The sequence below is a fragment of the Pseudomonas sp. QS1027 genome (genome assembly GCF_002814235.1).
GTDB lineage: Bacteria > Pseudomonadota > Gammaproteobacteria > Pseudomonadales > Pseudomonadaceae > Aquipseudomonas.
On the sequence record NZ_PHSU01000011.1, the window covers coordinates 399,364 to 417,282 of the forward strand.

The 17,919-nt window shown below is 61.1% G+C and carries 17 protein-coding genes; 8 read left to right on the forward strand and 9 right to left on the reverse strand.

Annotation, left to right across the window (positions count from 1 at the left end; translation table 11 throughout):
• Positions 1-14: 14 nt before the first annotated feature.
• The 7 genes from CWE01_RS12670 (at position 15) to CWE01_RS12700 (ending at position 6,865) form a co-directional block, all read left to right on the forward strand.
• Positions 15-926 carry an ABC transporter substrate-binding protein gene (locus tag CWE01_RS12670; RefSeq protein ID WP_157815211.1) on the forward strand — a complete coding sequence of 304 codons (912 nt, stop codon included), beginning with the start codon at positions 15-17 and terminating at the stop codon, positions 924-926.
• Positions 923-2,818 carry an ATP-binding protein gene (locus CWE01_RS12675; RefSeq protein ID WP_100940858.1) on the forward strand — a complete coding sequence of 632 codons (1,896 nt, stop codon included), beginning with the start codon at positions 923-925 and terminating at the stop codon, positions 2,816-2,818. Before CWE01_RS12670 ends, CWE01_RS12675 begins: the two co-directional genes overlap by 4 nt.
• A gap of 236 nt (positions 2,819-3,054) precedes the next feature.
• Positions 3,055-3,570, forward strand: a complete 516-nt coding sequence (gene fabA / locus CWE01_RS12680) for a 3-hydroxyacyl-[acyl-carrier-protein] dehydratase FabA (RefSeq protein WP_100940859.1) — start codon at positions 3,055-3,057, stop codon at positions 3,568-3,570.
• Positions 3,571-3,581: 11 nt separating this feature from the next.
• Positions 3,582-4,802 (forward strand): beta-ketoacyl-ACP synthase I, encoded by a 1,221-nt coding sequence (gene fabB / locus CWE01_RS12685; protein WP_100940860.1) that lies wholly within the window; start codon positions 3,582-3,584, stop codon positions 4,800-4,802.
• 162 nt (positions 4,803-4,964) lie between these two features.
• Entirely contained in the window at positions 4,965-5,393 is a 429-nt protein-coding gene (locus tag CWE01_RS34275; protein ID WP_100940861.1) for a YXWGXW repeat-containing protein, read from the forward strand.
• A gap of 110 nt (positions 5,394-5,503) precedes the next feature.
• Positions 5,504-5,920 (forward strand): OsmC family protein, encoded by a 417-nt coding sequence (locus CWE01_RS12695; RefSeq protein ID WP_100940862.1) that lies wholly within the window; start codon positions 5,504-5,506, stop codon positions 5,918-5,920.
• 60 nt (positions 5,921-5,980) lie between these two features.
• Entirely contained in the window at positions 5,981-6,865 is an 885-nt protein-coding gene (locus CWE01_RS12700; protein WP_100940863.1) for a pirin family protein, read from the forward strand.
• Positions 6,866-7,037: 172 nt separating this feature from the next.
• On the opposite strand, the gene CWE01_RS12705 is transcribed toward CWE01_RS12700, so the two are convergent.
• From CWE01_RS12705 to CWE01_RS12720, 4 genes are all read right to left on the reverse strand, one after another.
• A complete protein-coding gene (locus tag CWE01_RS12705) occupies positions 7,038-7,766 on the reverse strand; it encodes a dienelactone hydrolase family protein (RefSeq protein ID WP_100940864.1) in 729 nt (242 codons plus the stop codon).
• Positions 7,767-7,832: 66 nt separating this feature from the next.
• Entirely contained in the window at positions 7,833-9,737 is a 1,905-nt protein-coding gene (gene htpG, locus CWE01_RS12710; protein WP_100940977.1) for a molecular chaperone HtpG, read from the reverse strand.
• Between the two features lie 89 nt (positions 9,738-9,826).
• The gene (locus tag CWE01_RS12715; RefSeq protein ID WP_100940865.1) at positions 9,827-10,282 is read right to left on the reverse strand and encodes a PaaI family thioesterase; all 456 of its coding nucleotides are present in this window, start codon (positions 10,280-10,282) and stop codon (positions 9,827-9,829) included.
• Positions 10,279-10,755 (reverse strand): PaaI family thioesterase, encoded by a 477-nt coding sequence (locus CWE01_RS12720; protein WP_100940978.1) that lies wholly within the window; start codon positions 10,753-10,755, stop codon positions 10,279-10,281. The genes CWE01_RS12715 and CWE01_RS12720 overlap by 4 nt, the downstream gene beginning before the upstream one ends.
• A gap of 167 nt (positions 10,756-10,922) precedes the next feature.
• Here CWE01_RS12720 and CWE01_RS12725 point away from each other — a divergent pair, with 167 nt between their 5' ends.
• Positions 10,923-11,156, forward strand: a complete 234-nt coding sequence (locus CWE01_RS12725) for a hypothetical protein (RefSeq protein ID WP_100940866.1) — start codon at positions 10,923-10,925, stop codon at positions 11,154-11,156.
• A gap of 103 nt (positions 11,157-11,259) precedes the next feature.
• Here CWE01_RS12725 and brnQ read toward each other — a convergent pair whose 3' ends face one another.
• From brnQ to odhB, 5 genes are all read right to left on the reverse strand, one after another.
• Positions 11,260-12,573, reverse strand: a complete 1,314-nt coding sequence (gene brnQ, locus CWE01_RS12730) for a branched-chain amino acid transport system II carrier protein (protein WP_100940867.1) — start codon at positions 12,571-12,573, stop codon at positions 11,260-11,262.
• A gap of 290 nt (positions 12,574-12,863) precedes the next feature.
• On the reverse strand, positions 12,864-13,745 hold the full coding sequence (gene sucD / locus CWE01_RS12735) for a succinate--CoA ligase subunit alpha (RefSeq protein WP_019692317.1): 882 nt from the start codon (positions 13,743-13,745) through the stop codon (positions 12,864-12,866).
• A complete protein-coding gene (gene sucC, locus CWE01_RS12740) occupies positions 13,745-14,911 on the reverse strand; it encodes an ADP-forming succinate--CoA ligase subunit beta (protein ID WP_100940868.1) in 1,167 nt (388 codons plus the stop codon). The genes sucD and sucC overlap by 1 nt, the downstream gene beginning before the upstream one ends.
• Positions 14,912-15,108: 197 nt before the next feature.
• Positions 15,109-16,548 (reverse strand): dihydrolipoyl dehydrogenase, encoded by a 1,440-nt coding sequence (gene lpdA / locus CWE01_RS12745; RefSeq protein WP_100940869.1) that lies wholly within the window; start codon positions 16,546-16,548, stop codon positions 15,109-15,111.
• 110 nt (positions 16,549-16,658) lie between these two features.
• Positions 16,659-17,882, reverse strand: a complete 1,224-nt coding sequence (gene odhB, locus CWE01_RS12750; protein WP_100940870.1) for a 2-oxoglutarate dehydrogenase complex dihydrolipoyllysine-residue succinyltransferase — start codon at positions 17,880-17,882, stop codon at positions 16,659-16,661.
• Between the last annotated feature and the right edge of the window lie 37 nt (positions 17,883-17,919).

Here is a 17,919-nt window from a genome sequence, read left to right on the forward strand (position 1 = left end):
GCCTGGGGTCAAGGATGACATCGGCATGGGGCTGGCGCCTGAGGCGACTGGGCCTGGCCCTGCTCGTGCTGTTGGCGAGCGTCCCGGCGCGCTCGGCCGAGGTGTTGCTGACCGGCACCGAAGACAGCCCCGGGGTCCAGGCCTTTACCGCCGCCCTGGCACAACAGCGCCCGAACGATCAGATACGCTTCGTGCCCCTGGCGCAGATGCCCGAACCCAGTCGCCTGCCCCCCGCCACCCGCCTGATCCTGCTGGACCCGGCCAGCCTTGACTGGCGACTGAAGGATAAACAGGGGCCGGCGACCCTGGTCCTGCGCATCAGCCGCCTGCAAGCGATGCAGCGCCTGGGAAGCGGACCGATCGCCAACCTCAGCCTGCTCTGGAGCGACCCACCACTTTCACGTCAGTTGCGCCTGATCCGCGAAGTGATGCCCCAGGCGCGGCGGATCGGCGTGCTCTATACCCAGGGCAGCGAATTCCTGCTGGCCGAACTGAACCAGGCGGCCAAGCCCCTGGGACTGGAGATCGTCCCCCAGCGCTGGGACGACACCCGCGACAGCCGGCCCCTGCAAACCCTGCTCAAGAGCAGCGACGTACTGCTCGGGCTGGACGATCCGACCTTGTACAACCCCGGGACCGCGAAGAACCTGCTGCTCAGCAGCTACGCCCGGCAACTGGCGCTGATCGGCCCCAACGCCGGCTTCGTCAAGGCCGGCAGCCTGGCCAGTACCTACAGCGACCAGACCGACTGGCTGGCGATCCTCGACGAGTTGCTCGACCGCGCTCCGTCCGGATGGCCGGGCAGTCTGTACCCGCAACGCTTCAAGGTCCTGAGCAACCCGCAAGTCGCCCGCTCCCTGGGTATCGAACCGATCGACGAAGCCTCGCTCGCCACCCGGCTGGCCGAAAGAGAGACCCGCCCATGACCCTGCGACGGTACTGGGGCATCAGCGCCCGGACCCAGATGATCAGCCTCGGCCCCGCGCTGTTGCTGACGTTGCTGCTGATCAGTTTCTTCACCTTCGTGCGGATCCAGGACCTGCGCCAGGAACTCGACCACACCGGCCAACTGATTGCCAACCAGTTGGCGCCGGCCACCGAATACGGGGTGATTTCCGGCAACAATGAAGTCCTCGAAAGCCTGATGCGGGCGACCCTGGCCACGCCCCACGTGCGTTTTCTCGAGGTCCAGGACCGCAGCAACAATATTCTCGTGTATGTCGAGCAGCCCTCCCAGGAACATGCCCGGCTGCAGTCGGTGAAACTGTTCCAGGCGCCGGTACGCCTGCAACGCATTCAACTGGACAACGACTTCCTGCAGGAAGACAGCTCACCCGGCGTGACCCAGAGCGAGGACTATCTGGGGCGGGTGATTGTCGGCATGTCCAACGACGCCTTCAGCCAACGGCAACAGGAAATCCTCCTCAAGGCCGGGATCCTCGCGCTGTTCGCCCTGGTCTTCACCTTTCTCCTGGCACGGCGACTGGCCGCCAGCCTGGCGCAACCGATCAGCGCCATGGGCGTTGCGGTCAAGGCGATTCAACAGGGCGACTACAAGACCCAGTTGCCGGTGGTCGACGACGCCGAGCTCGGCGCCCTGGCGCGGCATATCAACAACCTCGCCGGCGCCCTCGAACAGGCCAGTCGCGAACAGCACCAGGCCATCGCCCAGTTGATCCAGACCCGTGAAGAAGCGGAACGGGCGAACAATGCCAAGTCGGACTTCCTGGCCATGATGAGCCACGAACTGCGCACGCCGATGAACGGTGTCCTGGGCATGCTGCAACTGCTCGAAACCACCGAGATGACCGAGGAACAGACGGAATACGCGGCCCTGGCCTCGGAGTCCACCGAACACCTGCTCAAGGTGATCAACGACATCCTCGACTTCTCGCGGATCGAACGCTCGGCCCTGGAGCTGGAGCATATTGCATTCAACCTCGCCGAGCTGATCGGCAGTTGCGCCCAGGCTTTCCAGCACAACGCGAGCCAGCGCGGCCTGCGCCTGGACCTGCAGATCCCCGCGGACATGCAGGCCTTGCAGGTCAAGGGCGACCCGACACGGATCCGCCAGATCCTGGTCAACCTGATCGGCAATGCGCTGAAGTTCACCGAGCAGGGCAGCGTCGGCATCGAGCCGCACTGGCAGGCGCTGGACGACGATGTGCTGTGGTTCACCTGCACCGTGCGCGACAGCGGCATCGGTATTTCCAGCGAACGCCTGGAACTGATGTTCGACGCCTTCCAGCAGGCCGACAGCTCGATTTCCCGGCGCTACGGCGGCACCGGCCTGGGCCTGCCGATCGCGCGGACCCTGGCCGAACGCATGGGCGGCACCCTGCACGCCCGTAGCGAAGAGGGCCGGGGCTCGGTATTCACCCTGGAAATCCCCCTGGCCCTGCACCACCCGACCCAAGCCGCCGTCCTGGCGCCCCCGCCCAGCGGCCATGGCGAAGGACGCAAGGTGCTGCTGGTGGAGGACAACCCGGTCAACCAGACCGTCATCGACGCCATGCTGCGCGGCCTGGGCTTCGACGTCAGCCTGGCCACCGACGGTGCCCAGGCCATCGACTGCGCCCGCAACGGCCTGTTCGCGGCGATCCTGATGGACTGCCGGCTACCGATCGTCGACGGCTACGAAGCCACCCGGCAAATCCGCCAACTGCCCGAGTACGCTCAGGTACCGATCATCGCCCTGACCGCCAACGCCTTGCAGGGCGACCGCGAAAGCTGCCTGCGCGCGGGCATGAACGACTACCTGTCCAAGCCCTTCAAACGCATGGATCTACAGCAGATTCTCCAGCAGTGGCTGCCTTGAATACGATGTGCGACTGGCGTGAAAGACGAAAGTGCGGCAGTCTTAGGCACCCGAATGAGCTGGAAAACCGGCTTGAATAAAAATTTCAGTGCACAAGTGTACATTCATGTCCTTGGTGCTGTGACTTTCACCACAACGCAATAGTCTATGAGTAGGCTGTCGCTTCGAGGCATGAACGCTTCGATCGGCCGGGAAGATTTGCCCCACCTGCCGCATGGGACTATTGAGGAGCTCGCATGACCAAACAAAACGCCTTTACCCGGGAAGATCTGCTGCGCTGCAGTCGCGGCGAGCTGTTCGGCCCAGGTAACGCGCAACTGCCCGCCCCCAACATGCTGATGGTGGATCGCATCACCCATATCAGCGAAGAAGGCGGCAAGTACGGCAAAGGTGAATTGGTCGCCGAACTGGATATCACCCCGGACCTGTGGTTCTTCGCTTGCCACTTCGAGGGCGATCCGGTGATGCCAGGCTGCCTGGGCCTCGATGCCATGTGGCAGCTGGTCGGTTTCTTCCTCGGCTGGCAGGGTCTGCCGGGCCGTGGCCGTGCGCTGGGTTCGGGCGAAGTGAAATTCTTCGGCCAGGTCCTGCCGACCGCCAAGAAAGTCACCTACAACATTCATATCAAGCGCGTCCTCAAAGGCAAGCTGAACCTGGCCATTGCCGACGGTTCGGTCACGGTCGACGGTCGCGAGATCTACACCGCCGAAGGCCTGCGGGTCGGCGTCTTCACCTCCACTGACAACTTCTAAGGGTTATTCGCATGCGCCGCGTCGTTATCACTGGTCTGGGCATCGTTTCGTGCCTGGGCAATGACAAAGAGACCGTCTCCGCTAACCTGCGTGCAAGCCGCCCTGGCATCCGCTTCAACCCGGAATATGCCGAAATGGGTCTGCGTAGCCAGGTTTCCGGCTCCATTGACCTCAATCTCGAAGAGCTGATCGATCGCAAGATCTATCGCTTCGTCGGCCACGCGGCGGCTTACGCCTACCTGGCCATGAAAGACGCCATCGCCGACTCCGGTCTGAGCGAAGATCAGGTGTCCAACCCGCGTACCGGCCTGGTGGCCGGCTCGGGCGGCGCCTCGACCCTGAACCAGATGGAAGCGCTGGATATCCTGCGCGAGAAGGGCGTCAAGCGCGTCGGTCCATACCGCGTGACCCGCACCATGGGCAGCACTGTTTCCGCGTGCCTGGCCACGCCGTTCAAGATCAAGGGCCTGAACTACTCGATCTCCTCCGCCTGCGCCACCAGTGCTCACTGCATCGGTACCGCCCTGGAGCAGATCCAGATGGGCAAGCAGGACATCGTCTTCGCCGGTGGCGGTGAAGAAGAACATTGGAGCCAGTCGTTCCTGTTCGACGCCATGGGCGCGCTGTCCACCCAGTACAACGAAACCCCGGAAAAGGCCTCCCGCGCCTACGACGCCAAGCGTGACGGTTTTGTCATCGCCGGCGGTGGCGGCATGGTGGTGGTCGAGGAGCTGGAACACGCTCTGGCCCGTGGCGCGAAGATCTACGCGGAAATCGTCGGCTACGGGGCAACCTCCGACGGCTACGACATGGTTGCGCCAAGCGGCGAAGGCGCGGTCCGCTGCATGCAGATGGCCATGGCCACTGTCGACGGCCCGATCGACTACCTGAACACCCACGGCACCTCGACTCCGGTCGGCGACGTCGCGGAAATGAAAGGTGTGCGTGAAGTCTTCGGCGACAAGGCCCCGGTCATCAGTTCGACCAAGAGCCTGTCCGGTCACTCCCTGGGCGCCGCCGGCGTTCACGAAGCGATCTACTGCCTGCTGATGATGGAAGGCAAGTTCATTGCCGGTTCCGCCAACATCGAAGAGCTGGACCCGGAAGTCGCTGACATGCCGGTACTGACCAAGACCCGCGAAAACGTTGAGCTGAACAACGTGATGAGCAACAGCTTCGGCTTCGGCGGCACCAACGCCACCCTGGTCCTGAAGCGCTGGCAGGGCAAGTAAGCCCGCTCGCCACAGAAAGCCCCGACTGGTTCGGGGCTTTTTTTTACCTTCTGAAAGTGAACACGGTTTTGCGCAAGTTCTGCAGCAGACCCTGTCAGATGCTTGCAAACAATGCCGTTGCTCTATACTCACTGTGAGCAAATCTCCTGAAAAGGAGCAATCATGAAACGTTTTCTCTGCTCCCTCGCCTTCCTTGTCATCTGCGCAGTAAGTGGCCTGCCTTCCCTTGCAAATGCCCAAGTGGGTATACATATCAACCTGGGTGCACCTCCCCCGCCAAGTTATGTCGTTCCGCCAGCGCGCCCGGGATATATCTGGGCACCCGGGTACTGGAATCTCGTCGGCGGTCGCCGTGTATGGGTCAACGGCTTCTGGGTACCGGCTCGACCGGGGTATGCCTACACCCCCGCACGCTGGGTTCACGGCCCCCACGGTTGGCATTTTCAAAAACCAGGCTGGAGTCACCATCGGCCACCCCCTCATCACAGGCCGCCTCAACATCATAAGCCACCTCATAAGCCGCCCCATCACAAGCCTCCTCACAAGCCGCCAACAGGCGGTGGCGGACCTGGTGGAGGACCTCGTCATTGACCCCGACGTAAAGGACCTGGGGCGGGAACGCGAAAAAAGCTGAACATCACTCGGGCGTAGTGATCTATAAAGTTCAGGGTCTTTTCCCGCCACTCTCCATGAGGTTTGTCATGACCATCACCATCAACACCGAATCCAGCGACGGTTTTCGTCACAGTGTGCAGATCGATGATCACCAGCTGTTCGCCGATGTCCCCAAGAGCGCGGGTGGCGAAGGCTCGGCACCGGAACCCCACGACTACTTCGACACGGCCCTGGGGACCTGCAAGGCCCTGACCCTCAAGCTCTACGCCCAGAAGAAAGGCATTCCGCTGACCGGGGTCACCGTCGAGGTCAAGCGCGACAACAGCCAGGAACAGAAAGGCAAGTACGGCCTGCTGGTCAAACTGACCCTCAAGGGCGTGCTCAGCGATGCCCAGCGCGAAGAACTGCACAAAGTCGCGGATCGCTGCCCGATCCACAAGTTGATGACCACCACCGAAGTCAGCATCGAAACCCTGCTGGCCGAAGGCGCTTTCAGCCAGTAAGGGCAGCGGCGAAAAAGCGGGTTATGCTCTGCGCATCGCCCGCTGAGCCAGGAAGCCCCCATGAACACACCACTGGTGATCCGTCCTCGCGCCGAGGATGTCGAAGGCCAACCGATCCTGCGGCCCCTGCCCTCGGCCCAGTGCCGCAGCATCGGGCCCTTCGTGTTTTTCGACCATATGCTGGAAACCCGCTATGCGCCGGGGCACGGGATGAATGTGCGGCAGCACCCGCATATCGGCCTGTCGACCCTGACCTACCTGTTCGACGGCGAGATCGTGCACAAGGACAGTCTCGGCTCCGAGCAACACGTCAAACCCGGCGATGTCAGCTGGATGACCGCCGGCAGCGCCATCGCCCATGTCGAACGGACCCCGGCCGAACTCGTCGCCAGTGGCTCCAGCCTGCATGGGTTGCAGATCTGGCTGGCGTCGCCCAAGGCGCTGGAACAGGGGCCCGGCCATTACAGCCATCACCCGGCCGCCAGCCTGCCCGTCAGTGACAACCTGGGAGTGCGGATCCGCCTGGTCGCCGGCAGCGGCTTTTGCCTGACGTCACCGGTGCCGGTACTGTCGCCCACGCTGTATGCCGATATCCACATGGAAAGCGGGACCACCCTGCTGATTGCCGATGAGTATGCGGAGCGTGCGGTGTATGTGCTGGACGGTGAGGCGCAGCTGGAAGGTGAAGCGCTGGAGCCGCGCAGCCTGGTAGTGCTGCCGACCGGGGAAAGCTTCACGCTGTTCGCCGAGGGGGAGTGTCATCTGGTGGTGATCGGCGGTGCGCCGCTGGATGGGCCACGGCGGATGAACTGGAATTTTGTGGCCAGCGATCCGGCATTGATCAATAGCGCCCGTCAGCGCTGGGCGGCCGGGGATTGGCCGAAGGTACCGGGGGAAAACGAACGGATCGAGTTGCCGCGCAAGCCTGCCGCGGAAAAAACCTGAAGTAGATGAACCTTGCGAGTGGGGTTTAGCGGCATGGGGTTTAGCGCCCTTGAGGGCTTTCGCGGGCAAGCCCTGCTCCTACAGGTTGGTGGCGTGCACAAATCTTGTGAACGACGAAAAACCGTAGGAGCAGGGCTTGCCCGCGAAGAGGCCTTCAAGAACGCCAGAAGAATTAACCCTTGAACACTTCTTCCAGCAGATTGTGCATCGACACGAACGCACGGCCCGCCGTCTTCGCGTCATACATCATCATGCCCGGCACATTGGCATGCGGGTCGGTGAAGGAATGAAACGCGCCGCCATAGCTCAGCAGCTGCCAATCGACACCCGCCGCATTCATTTCTTCTTCGAACGCCGGCAACTGCTCTTTCGGCACCAACGGGTCTGCCGCGCCATGCAGCACCAGGACCGAGCCCTTGATGTTCTGCGCATCCGCCGGGTTCGGCGTATCCAGCGTGCCATGGAACGACACGGTTGCTTTCAACGGCGCGCCAGTGCGAGCCAGTTCCAGCGAGCAGCAACCGCCAAAGCAGAAACCGAAGGTCCCCAACTGCGCCGGATCCACCACGGCCAGGCCCTGGCTTTGCAGCGCCTCGAACGCCGCCTGCATGCGCTTGCGCAACAGGGCACGGTCATTTTTCAACGGCATCATCGCCGCACCGGCTTCATCGCCATTGCTCGGACGAACCGACTGACCGTACAGGTCGGCAATCAACACCACATAACCCTTGGCCGCGACCGCCTGGGCGATCTTCTCGGCACCGGCGCTGACGCCCATCCAGTTCGGTGCCATCAACAGGCCCGGACGTGGCCCCTTGTGGCCGGCGTCAAAAGCCAGACGACTCTCGTAAGACTGCCCATCGATCTGATAAACCAACGAACTCACGGTAACTTGGCTCATTTCGGACTCCGATAAAAACATCCAAGGATAAAAAAACCCGCCGAAGCGGGTTTTCGTGCAACGTATTTAAGCTGACAGTTCCACCAACAGCTTGTTCAGGCGGCGGACATACGCCGCCGGATCCTTCAGGCTGTCACCGGCCGCCAGGGCCGCCTGGTCGAGGAGGATGTGCGACAGATCGCCAAAGCGGTCTTCATCCGGCTCGCCATCGAGCTTCTCGATCAGCGGGTGCGCCGGGTTGAATTCGAAGATCGGCTTGGAGTCCGGCACCTTCTGCCCGCTCGCTTCGAGGATCTGGCGCATCTGCAGGCCCAGGTCCTGCTCACCGATGGCCAGGATCGCCGGGGAGTCGGTCAGGCGGTGGGAAACCCGCACTTCGCTGACAGCGTCGCCCAGGGCGGTCTTGATCCGCTCAACCAGGCCTTCCTTGGTCTTGGCGACTTCCTCGGCAGCCTTCTTGTCCTCTTCCGAGTCCAGGTTGCCCAGGTCCAGGTCACCACGCGCCACGTCGACAAAGCTCTTGCCGTCGAACTCGTTGAGGTAGCTCATCAGCCACTCGTCGATACGGTCGGTCAGCAGCAGCACTTCGATGCCTTTCTTGCGGAAGACTTCCAGGTGCGGGCTGTTCTTGACCTGGGCGTAGGTTTCGCCGGTCAGGAAGTAGATCTTGTCCTGACCTTCCTTGGCGCGGGCCAGGTACTCGGCCAGGGACACCACTTGCTCACCGTCATCACCCAGGGTAGAGGCGAAGCGCAGCAGGCCGGCGATTTTTTCCTTGTTGGCGAAATCTTCAGCCGGGCCTTCCTTCATGACCTGGCCGAAGTTTTTCCAGAAGCCCTTGTATTGCTCGGGCTCGTTCTTCGCCAGTTTTTCCAGCATGTCGAGGACACGCTTGGTCAGCGCCGACTTCATCGAGTCGATGATCGGGTCTTTCTGCAGGATTTCCCGCGACACGTTCAGGGACAGGTCGTTGGAGTCGACCACACCCTTGATGAAGCGCAGGTACAACGGCAGGAAGGACTCGGCCTGGTCCATGACGAACACGCGCTGCACATAGAGCTTGAGGCCCTTCGGTGCTTCACGCTGGTACAGGTCGAACGGCGCACGGGCCGGTACGTAGAGCAACGAGCTGTATTCCAGCTTGCCTTCGACCTTGTTGTGGCTCCAGCTCAGCGGGTTCTCGTAGTCATGGGCGATGTGCTTGTAGAATTCCTGGTATTCCGCATCCGTAACTTCAGTGCGCGGACGGGTCCACAGGGCACTGGCGCGGTTGACGGTTTCCCACTCCAGCGCCGGCTTCTCTTCGCCTTCGACCGCAGCCACTTCTTTCGGCAGCTCGATCGGCAGGGCGATATGGTCGGAGTACTTCTTGATGATGTTGCGCAGGCGCCAGCCATCGGCGAATTCGTTTTCAGCCGACTTCAGGTGCAGGACGATGCGCGTACCGCGGTCGGCTTTCTCGACGGTGGCGACTTCGAACTCGCCCTCGCCCTTGGACGACCAGTGCACGCCTTCGCTGGCGGAAAGACCGGCGCGACGGCTGAACACTTCAACCTGGTCGGCGACGATAAAGGCCGAGTAGAAGCCCACGCCGAACTGACCGATCAGGTGCGAGTCCTTCTTCTGGTCGCCCGAGAGGTTCTTCATGAAATCGGCGGTGCCGGATTTGGCGATGGTCCCCAGGTGGGTGATCACATCGTCACGGCTCATGCCGATACCGTTGTCTTCGAGGGTGACGGTGTTGGCGTCCTTGTCGAAGCTCACACGGATTTTCAGTTCCGCGCCACCTTCCAGCAACTCAGGCTTGGACAGGGCTTCGAAACGTAATTTGTCGACAGCGTCGGAGGCGTTGGAGATCAATTCGCGAAGGAAAATTTCCTTGTTGGAATACAGCGAATGGATCATGAGGTGCAGCAGTTGCTTCACCTCGGTCTGGAAGCCCAGGGTTTCCTTTTGAGTTTCCACACTCATGGTCATCAAACTCCAATTGGATGGCAGTGGCCGCCCCCGAAAGGGTTGGCGGCGGGTTGTCATCAAAGTTGGGGGCTATGACGGGGATTTCAAGTGCCCGGAAGTGTTTCCTCGATCTTGAAGTGAGCCCGGGCAGTGGCAATCGGTTCGGCCTCGCTGCTTTGCCAGGCCGTGATGGCGACGTTCGCCACCCGCCGCCCCTGGCGACAGAGCTCGCATCGGGCGTAGGTGTCGCGATATTGCCCGGCGCGCAGGTAGTCGACGGAAAAGTCGATGACCTTGGGTACGCCCGGCGAACCGGTAAACACCAGCAGGTGCAGGGCAGCAGCCAGTTCCATGAATCCTGCGATCACCCCGCCGTGAATCGCCGGCAGCAAAGGATTGCCGATATTGTCCTTGTTCGCCGGCAGGCAGAACAACAGCTCGTCACCCTGGCGTGAGCACTGGATACCGATCAGCTTGGCGTAGGGGATGAGCTCCAGCAATTGCCCATAGTCGCCCTGCTGGTGGGCCTGTTGCAGCAAGGCCTTGAAGTCGTTGCTCATGCCGCACCGCCGTTGAGCGAACCGCTGAAGCTATGGGCGCCCTTGATCCCCTTGCCCATGCGCATGAAGGTGCCGACCACATGGGCGATGGGTTGCCCGGGATCATCCTGATAGGCAAAGCCGCGGGCGAAGATGATGTCACGGGTCACCCGGTAGCATTCGGCGAAACCATAGACATCCTGATGCGGTGCCGCCGGGTGCATGTAGTCGATACGCAGGTCCAGGGTCGGGCAGACCTCGAACTCGGGCAGCACACACAGGGTGGACATGCCACAGGCGGTGTCCATCAGGGTCGTCAGTACCCCGCCATGGATCACTCCGGAGTTCGGGTCGCCGACGATCTCGGCGCTGTACGGCAGGATCACGGTCAACCCCGTGGCATCGGCGCTGTGCAAACGCAGCCCGAGTACCTGGCAGTGGCGGATGGCGCTGAGAAAGCGTGTGGCGCGCTCGAAAATCGGGTTCTGGTTCATGAACTGATAGCTCTCATCCGGAGAAAAACGTCCATAAAAACGAAACATCGAGAAAAAGTTCCGCTCGGTCGATAGTTATATATCTTTTAAAATCAAGGAACTTAACCCTTGGGGGTGTGTTCTGAAAGGCCAGTAGTCAGTGATATCCACAAAGGAGCAACACCCCCATGCGTAAGACTTTAGCTATTGCCTTGATGTTGACCGCTACCCTCGGTCTCGCCGCCTGCGATAAAAAATCCGAGGACAAAGCTCAAGACGCCAACCAACACGCCCAGGACGCTCAGAAGAGCATGAACGAGGCTCAGGATAAGGTGAATGATGCCGCCAAGGAAAACGCCGAAGCTGCCAAAGCTCAGGCTGAATCCAACGAAGCGGCTCAAAAGGAAGCCACCGGCTCCTGATTGCCCTGGAGGTTCTTGCCAGTCCCTGACGGCAAAAACCTTCACGCAAAATAAAACCCGCCAAGTGCGGGTTTTATTTTTTCTGCGTTTTACCGGTCAGCAGTCAAGCCAGGACTTCGTCAGGCTTGCCGAGCACGCGGTCGATCACCACCGCAATCGCCAGCATCACCACCGACGGCACCAGCCACGCCAGGCCCTGCTCGCTCAGCGGCAAGTGGGAAAGCTGCGCCGGCATCCAGTCCGCCATCCCGGCCCCCTTGAGGGCGTCGATCATGCCGAACAGCAACGACACCAGCATCACCGGCCCGACGATACGCCCCTGGGCATTCCAGAACGACTGGCAGAAGCTCAGGGCCACCAGGGCGATGCACGGCGGGTAGATCGCGGTCAGGACCGGGATCGAGAAGGCAATCAGCTTGGTCAGCCCCAGGTTCGACACCAGCAGCGAGAACGCCGCCAGGATGATCACCAGGCTCTTGTAGGACAGCGGCAGGACGCGGCTGAAGTACTCGGCGCAGGCGCAGGTCAGGCCCACCGCCGTCACCAGGCACGCCAGGGAGATCAGCACCGCGAGGAAACCGCTGCCGAGGGAGCCGAAGGTATGTTGCACATAGGCGTGCAGCACCGCCGCGCCATTGCTGGCACCGGCCGCTATTTCATGGCTGCCCGAACCCAGGCGGAACAGGCTGATGTACACCAGGGCCAGGCCGAGCCCGGCAATCAACCCGGCAATGATCGCGTAGCGGGTGATCAGCCGGGGCGACTCGACGCCACGGGAGCGGATGGCGTTGACGATGACGATACCGAACACCAGGGCGCCGAGGGTATCCATGGTCAGGTAGCCATTGATAAAGCCCTGGGAGAACGGAGCCGCGACGTACTCGGGGGTGGCCGTGCCGATATCGCCGGCCGGCAAGGCAAACGCCGCGATCCCCAGGGCTGCCAGGGCAATGATCTTCAGCGGCGCGAGGAAACGCCCGACGGTGTCCAGCAAGCGCCCGGGGTACAGGGAGATGAAGAACACCAGCAGGAAGTACACCGAGCTGTAGAGCAGCAGCGCCAGCGGGCTTTCACCGGTCAACGGCGCCAGGCCGACTTCGAAGGAAACGGTGGCCGTGCGCGGGGTGGCGAACAGCGGGCCGACCGCCAGGTAGCAGGCCGCGGCCAACAAACCGCCGGCAACCTTGCCGATGGGGCTGCTCAGGGCATCCATGGCACCGCCGACCTTGGCCAGGGCGACCACGGTGATGACCGGCAGGCCGACCGCGGTGATCAGGAAGCCCAACGCCGCCATCCAGACATGGGGTCCGGACTGCAAACCGACGATCGGGGGGAAGATGATGTTGCCGGCCCCGACGAACAGGGCAAAGGTCATAAAGCCAAGTGCCAGGATGTCCTGGCCTTTCAACACTTTCATTTCAGGAAATACCACACTGCTGAATCGGAATTTAGAGAGGGATTTCCCGTGGGGTGAGGGAAATGCTGTCGACCCGTATGGGGTTGACCCGTTTAGCGCGCGGCGGCCTTGTGGGCAGCGGACGCAAAAGAGGCGGCCATCCTAACAAACTCAGGTGTAAGGCGCACTATTTGAGGGCGATCATGTCCTACAAGCGACATTTTCGAGTCGCGTTTTCATATGAAACCCAGAAAGCACAAAGGCCACCCGAAGGTGGCCTTTGCTGGTGGAGCGTCAGTTAAGCGCGAGGCTTACTTGACAGCCCAACCGGTCAGCTCGGCCAGGGCCTTGCCGATGTCTGCCAGCGAACGCACGGTTTTCACGCCTGCGTCTTGCAGGGCAGCGAACTTCTCGTCCGCAGTGCCCTTGCCGCCGGAGATGATTGCGCCCGCATGGCCCATGCGCTTGCCCGCAGGGGCAGTCACACCAGCGATGTAGGAAACAACCGGCTTGGTCACGTGTGCCTTGATGTAGGCAGCCGCTTCTTCTTCAGCCGAACCGCCGATCTCACCGATCATGACGATCGCTTCGGTCTTCGGGTCTTCCTGGAACAGCTTCAGGATGTCGATGAAGTTCGAGCCCGGGATCGGGTCACCGCCGATGCCGACGCAAGTCGACTGACCGAAACCGGCGTCAGTGGTCTGCTTAACAGCTTCGTAGGTCAGGGTGCCGGAACGGGAAACGATACCGACCTTGCCTGGCAAGTGAATGTGACCTGGCATGATGCCGATCTTGCATTCGCCAGGAGTGATCACGCCTGGGCAGTTAGGGCCGATCAGGATCACGCCCAGCTCGTCGCACTTGACCTTGGCGTCCAGCATGTCCAGGGTAGGAATGCCTTCGGTGATGCAGACGATCAGCTTGATGCCGCCGAACGCTGCTTCCAGGATCGAGTCCTTGCAGAAAGGAGCTGGAACGTAGATCACGCTGGCGGTGGCGCCAGTAGCGGCTACAGCGTCTTTCACGGTGTTGAACACTGGCAGACCCAGGTGCTCGGTGCCGCCTTTGCCCGGAGTTACGCCACCAACCATCTTGGTGCCGTATTCAATGGCTTGCTGGGTGTGGAAGCTACCCTGCGAACCGGTGATGCCCTGGCAGATAACCTTGGTGTCTTTATTGATCAGGACGCTCATTATTTGCCCTCCGCAGCTTTGACAACTTGTTGAGCAGCGTCGGTCAGGCTGGTAGCAGCGATGATGTTCAAACCGCTTTCTGCCAGTACTTTAGCGCCCAGCTCAGCGTTGTTGCCTTCAAGGCGAACAACAACCGGGATTTTCACGCCGACTTCTTTCACAGCGCCGATGATGCCTTCGGCAATCATGTCGCAGCGAACGATGCCGCCGAAGATGTTGACCAGTACGGCCGCGACGTTGGTGTCGGACAGAATGATCTTGAACGCTTCAGTCACGCGTTCCTTGGTTGCACCACCGCCCACGTCGAGGAAGTTGGCTGGTTTGCCGCCATGCAGGTTGACGATGTCCATGGTACCCATGGCCAGGCCAGCACCGTTGACCATGCAACCGATGTTGCCTTCCAGGGCTACGTAGTTCAGTTCGAACTTGGCAGCGTGCGCTTCGCGCGGATCGTCCTGGGACGGATCGTGGAAGGTTTTCAGCTTAGGCTGACGGTACATGGCGTTGGCGTCGATGTTGATCTTGGCATCGAGGCAATGCAGATCGCCGTCGGCCTTGATCACCAGCGGGTTCACTTCCAGCAGGGCCAGGTCGTGATCCTTGAACAGTTTGGCCAGACCTACGAAGATCTTGGCGAACTGAGTCACTTGCTTGCCTTCCAGACCCAGCTGGAATGCCAGCTCGCGACCCTGGAATGGCTGAGCGCCAACCAGTGGATCGATAGTGGCCTTGAGGATTTTCTCAGGGGTGTCGTGAGCGATTTTCTCGATGTCCACGCCACCTTCGGTGGAAGCCATGAACACGATGCGACGGCTCGAACGGTCAACGACAGCGCCCAGGTACAGCTCTTTAGCGATATCAGTGCACGATTCAACCAGGATCTTGGTGACAGGCTGGCCATTGGCATCAGTCTGATAGGTCACCAGACGCTTGCCCAGCCACTGCTGTGCAAAGGCTTTAGCGTCTTCTTTGCTGCGAACCAGCTTAACGCCGCCCGCTTTACCGCGACCACCAGCGTGGACCTGGGCTTTGACAACCCACTCGGTGCCACCGATCTTGTCGCAAGCTTCTGCTGCTGCTTCCGGGGTGTCTACCGCGTAACCCTGGGATACTGGCAGGCCGTACTCAGCGAACAGCTGCTTACCCTGATACTCGTGAAGATTCATGCTTTTTACCGTCTTCGTTAGGTACTGCGCATTCGGTGCTGCACTGATTGCAGTGCCGCACCACCTGTGACTGCTGCTTGCGTCGTTTTCCGGTTGCCCGGCGCAACGACGCAAGACTGCGTCCAGCGGACGTTCCGCGGTGAGTCTTGCGCGCAAGGCTCACGACGGGCGGGCCGCCGTGGTTTCTTATTATCTACTTAGCGTTTTTTCTTGTTGGCAATGTGGATGGCGCCGCCATTCACTGCCAACGCCGCTTCGTGCAACGCTTCGGACAGGGTCGGATGGGAGAAAACCATCATGCCGATGTCTTCGGCGCTGGTGCCGAATTCCATACCGATCGCGCCTTGCTGTACCAGCTCGGCAGCGCTTGGGCCAATCACGTGGACGCCCAGGACACGGTCGGTCTTGGCATCAGCGATGACCTTGACGAAACCGCCGGTATCGTTGGCTGCCATGGCACGGCCACTGGCGGCGAACGGGAAGGTGCCGATGTTAACTTCAACGCCTTCGGCTTTCAAAGCCTGTTCGGTTTTACCGACCCATGCAATTTCCGGGTGGGTGTAGATAACCGATGGGATCAGGTCGTAGTTCATCTGGGCTTTGTGGCCCTTGATGCGCTCGACAACCATGATGCCCTCTTCCGAGGCCTTGTGTGCCAGCATCATGCCGCGAACCACGTCACCGATGGCGTAGACGCCCGGTACAGCGGTCGCGCAATGGTCGTCGACGTGCACGAAACCGCGCTCGTCCAGGACCACGCCGCAATCAGCCGACAGCAGGTCGGTGGTCACTGGGCGACGGCCAACGGCCACGATCAGTTTGTCGAAAGTGATGGTCTGTTCGCCGTCGGAGTTGGTGTAGGTAACAACCACTTCCTTGCCCTTGTTGACCTTGGAACCGGTCACGCGAGCACCCAGCTTGATGTCCAGGCCTTGTTTGGTCAGGGTTTTCAGTGCTTCCTTGGAGATGGCGGTGTCGGCAGCCATCAGGAAAGTATCCAGGGCTTCCAGCACAGTCACTTCAGAGCCCAGACGGGACCAGACGGAACCCAGTTCCAGACCGATCACGCCTGCGCCGATCACGCCGAGGCGCTTCGGTACGGCTTGGAATTCCAGGGCGCCGGTCGAATCGACGATCACGTTCTGGTCAACCGGAGCCGGTGGAATGTCGATCGGACGCGAACCTGGCGCCAGGATCACGTTCTCGGCTTCGATCACTTCAACCGTGCCATCAGGCTTGGTCACTTCGACTTTCTTGCCAGCCAGCAGCTTGCCGTGGCCTTCGATCGAAGTCACGCCGTTGGCCTTGAACAGCATGGCCACGCCGCCGGTCAGGTTCTTCACGATACCGGCCTTGCGGCCAACCATCGCGGCGACGTCCATTTTCACGGCGCCGGTGGAGATACCGTGGATGGCGAACCCATCCTTGGCTTCATGGTACTTCCAGGAGCTGTCCAGCAGCGCCTTGGACGGAATGCAGCCAACGTTCAGGCAAGTACCGCCGAGGGCCAGCTTGCCCTCTTTATCCTGGTACTTCTCGATGCAGGCAGTCTTGAGACCAAGTTGCGCTGCCTTGATGGCGGCTACATAGCCGCCAGGGCCCGCGCCAATCACTACCACGTCGAATTTCTGGGTCATGTGTCATTCCTTATCGAATCAAACCGGACGGCCCCGCGTGGGGACCGTCGTGGGACGAAGCTGATCGTTCAAGCGGGCAAGGCACCCGTGCCCTGCCCGCCTGGGCGCAATCAGATATCCAGCAGCAGACGAGCCGGGTCTTCCAGCAGGTTCTTGATGGTCACCAGGAAAGACACCGCTTCCTTACCGTCGATCAGGCGGTGATCGTAGGACAGCGCCAGGTACATCATCGGCAGGATCACCACTTCACCTTTGACCGCCATCGGGCGCTCATTGATGTTGTGCATGCCCAGGATGGCGGCTTGTGGCGGGTTGACGATCGGCGTCGACAGCAGGGAACCGAATGTACCACCGTTGGTGATGGTGAACGTACCACCGGTCATTTCGTCGATGGACAGCTTGCCGTCACGGGCTTTCTTGCCGTAGGTGGCGATGCCGTTTTCGATTTCAGCCAGGCTCATCAGTTCGGCGTTGCGCAGGACCGGGACCACCAGGCCACGATCGCTGGACACCGCGACACCCACGTCGGAGTAGCCGTGGTAGACGATGTCGGCGCCGTCGATGGAAGCGTTGACTGCCGGGAAGCGTTTCAGCGCTTCGGTGGCCGCTTTCACGAAGAACGACATGAAGCCCAGGCGCACGCCGTTGTGGGTCTTCTCGAACAGGTCCTTGTACTTCGAACGCAGGTCCATGATTGGCTTCATGTTCACTTCGTTGAAAGTGGTCAGCATCGCCATGTTCGACTGTGCTTCAACCAGGCGCTTGGCCACGGTGGCACGAACGCGGGTCATCGGCACACGCTTCTCGACGCGGTCGCCGGCAGCGAACACCGGAGCGGCGGCAGCTGGAGCAGCAGCCTTGGCTGGAGCGGCGGCAGGTGCGGCTTTCTTGGCGGCAACAGCAGCCACCACGTCTTCCTTGGTCACACGACCGCCTTTGCCGGTGCCGGCAACGGAAGCGATGTTGATGCCATTTTCTTCAGCCAGCTTGCGAGCAGCCGGTGCCGCCACAGGATCGTCTTCGCCAGCAGCGGCCGGAGCAGCAGCCTGGGCAGCAGCAGGAGCAGCGGCGGCGGCAGGAGCGGCAGCGGCAGCGCCGCCTTCAACGATGGAGCCCAGGACTTCGTCGGACAGAACGGTGTCGCCTTCGTTCTTGACGATAGCGCCCAGCACGCCGTCAGCGGTAGCCAGTACTTCCAGGACCACTTTGTCGGTTTCGATGTCGACGATCAGGTCGTCACGCTTGACAGCTTCGCCCGGTTTTTTGTGCCAGGTGGCAACGGTGCCATCGGCAACCGATTCCGGGAAAGTGGGGGCTTTGATCTCGATAGCCATTATCTGTGGTTCCTTAAATTCGGTTTCAGGTGCGCGA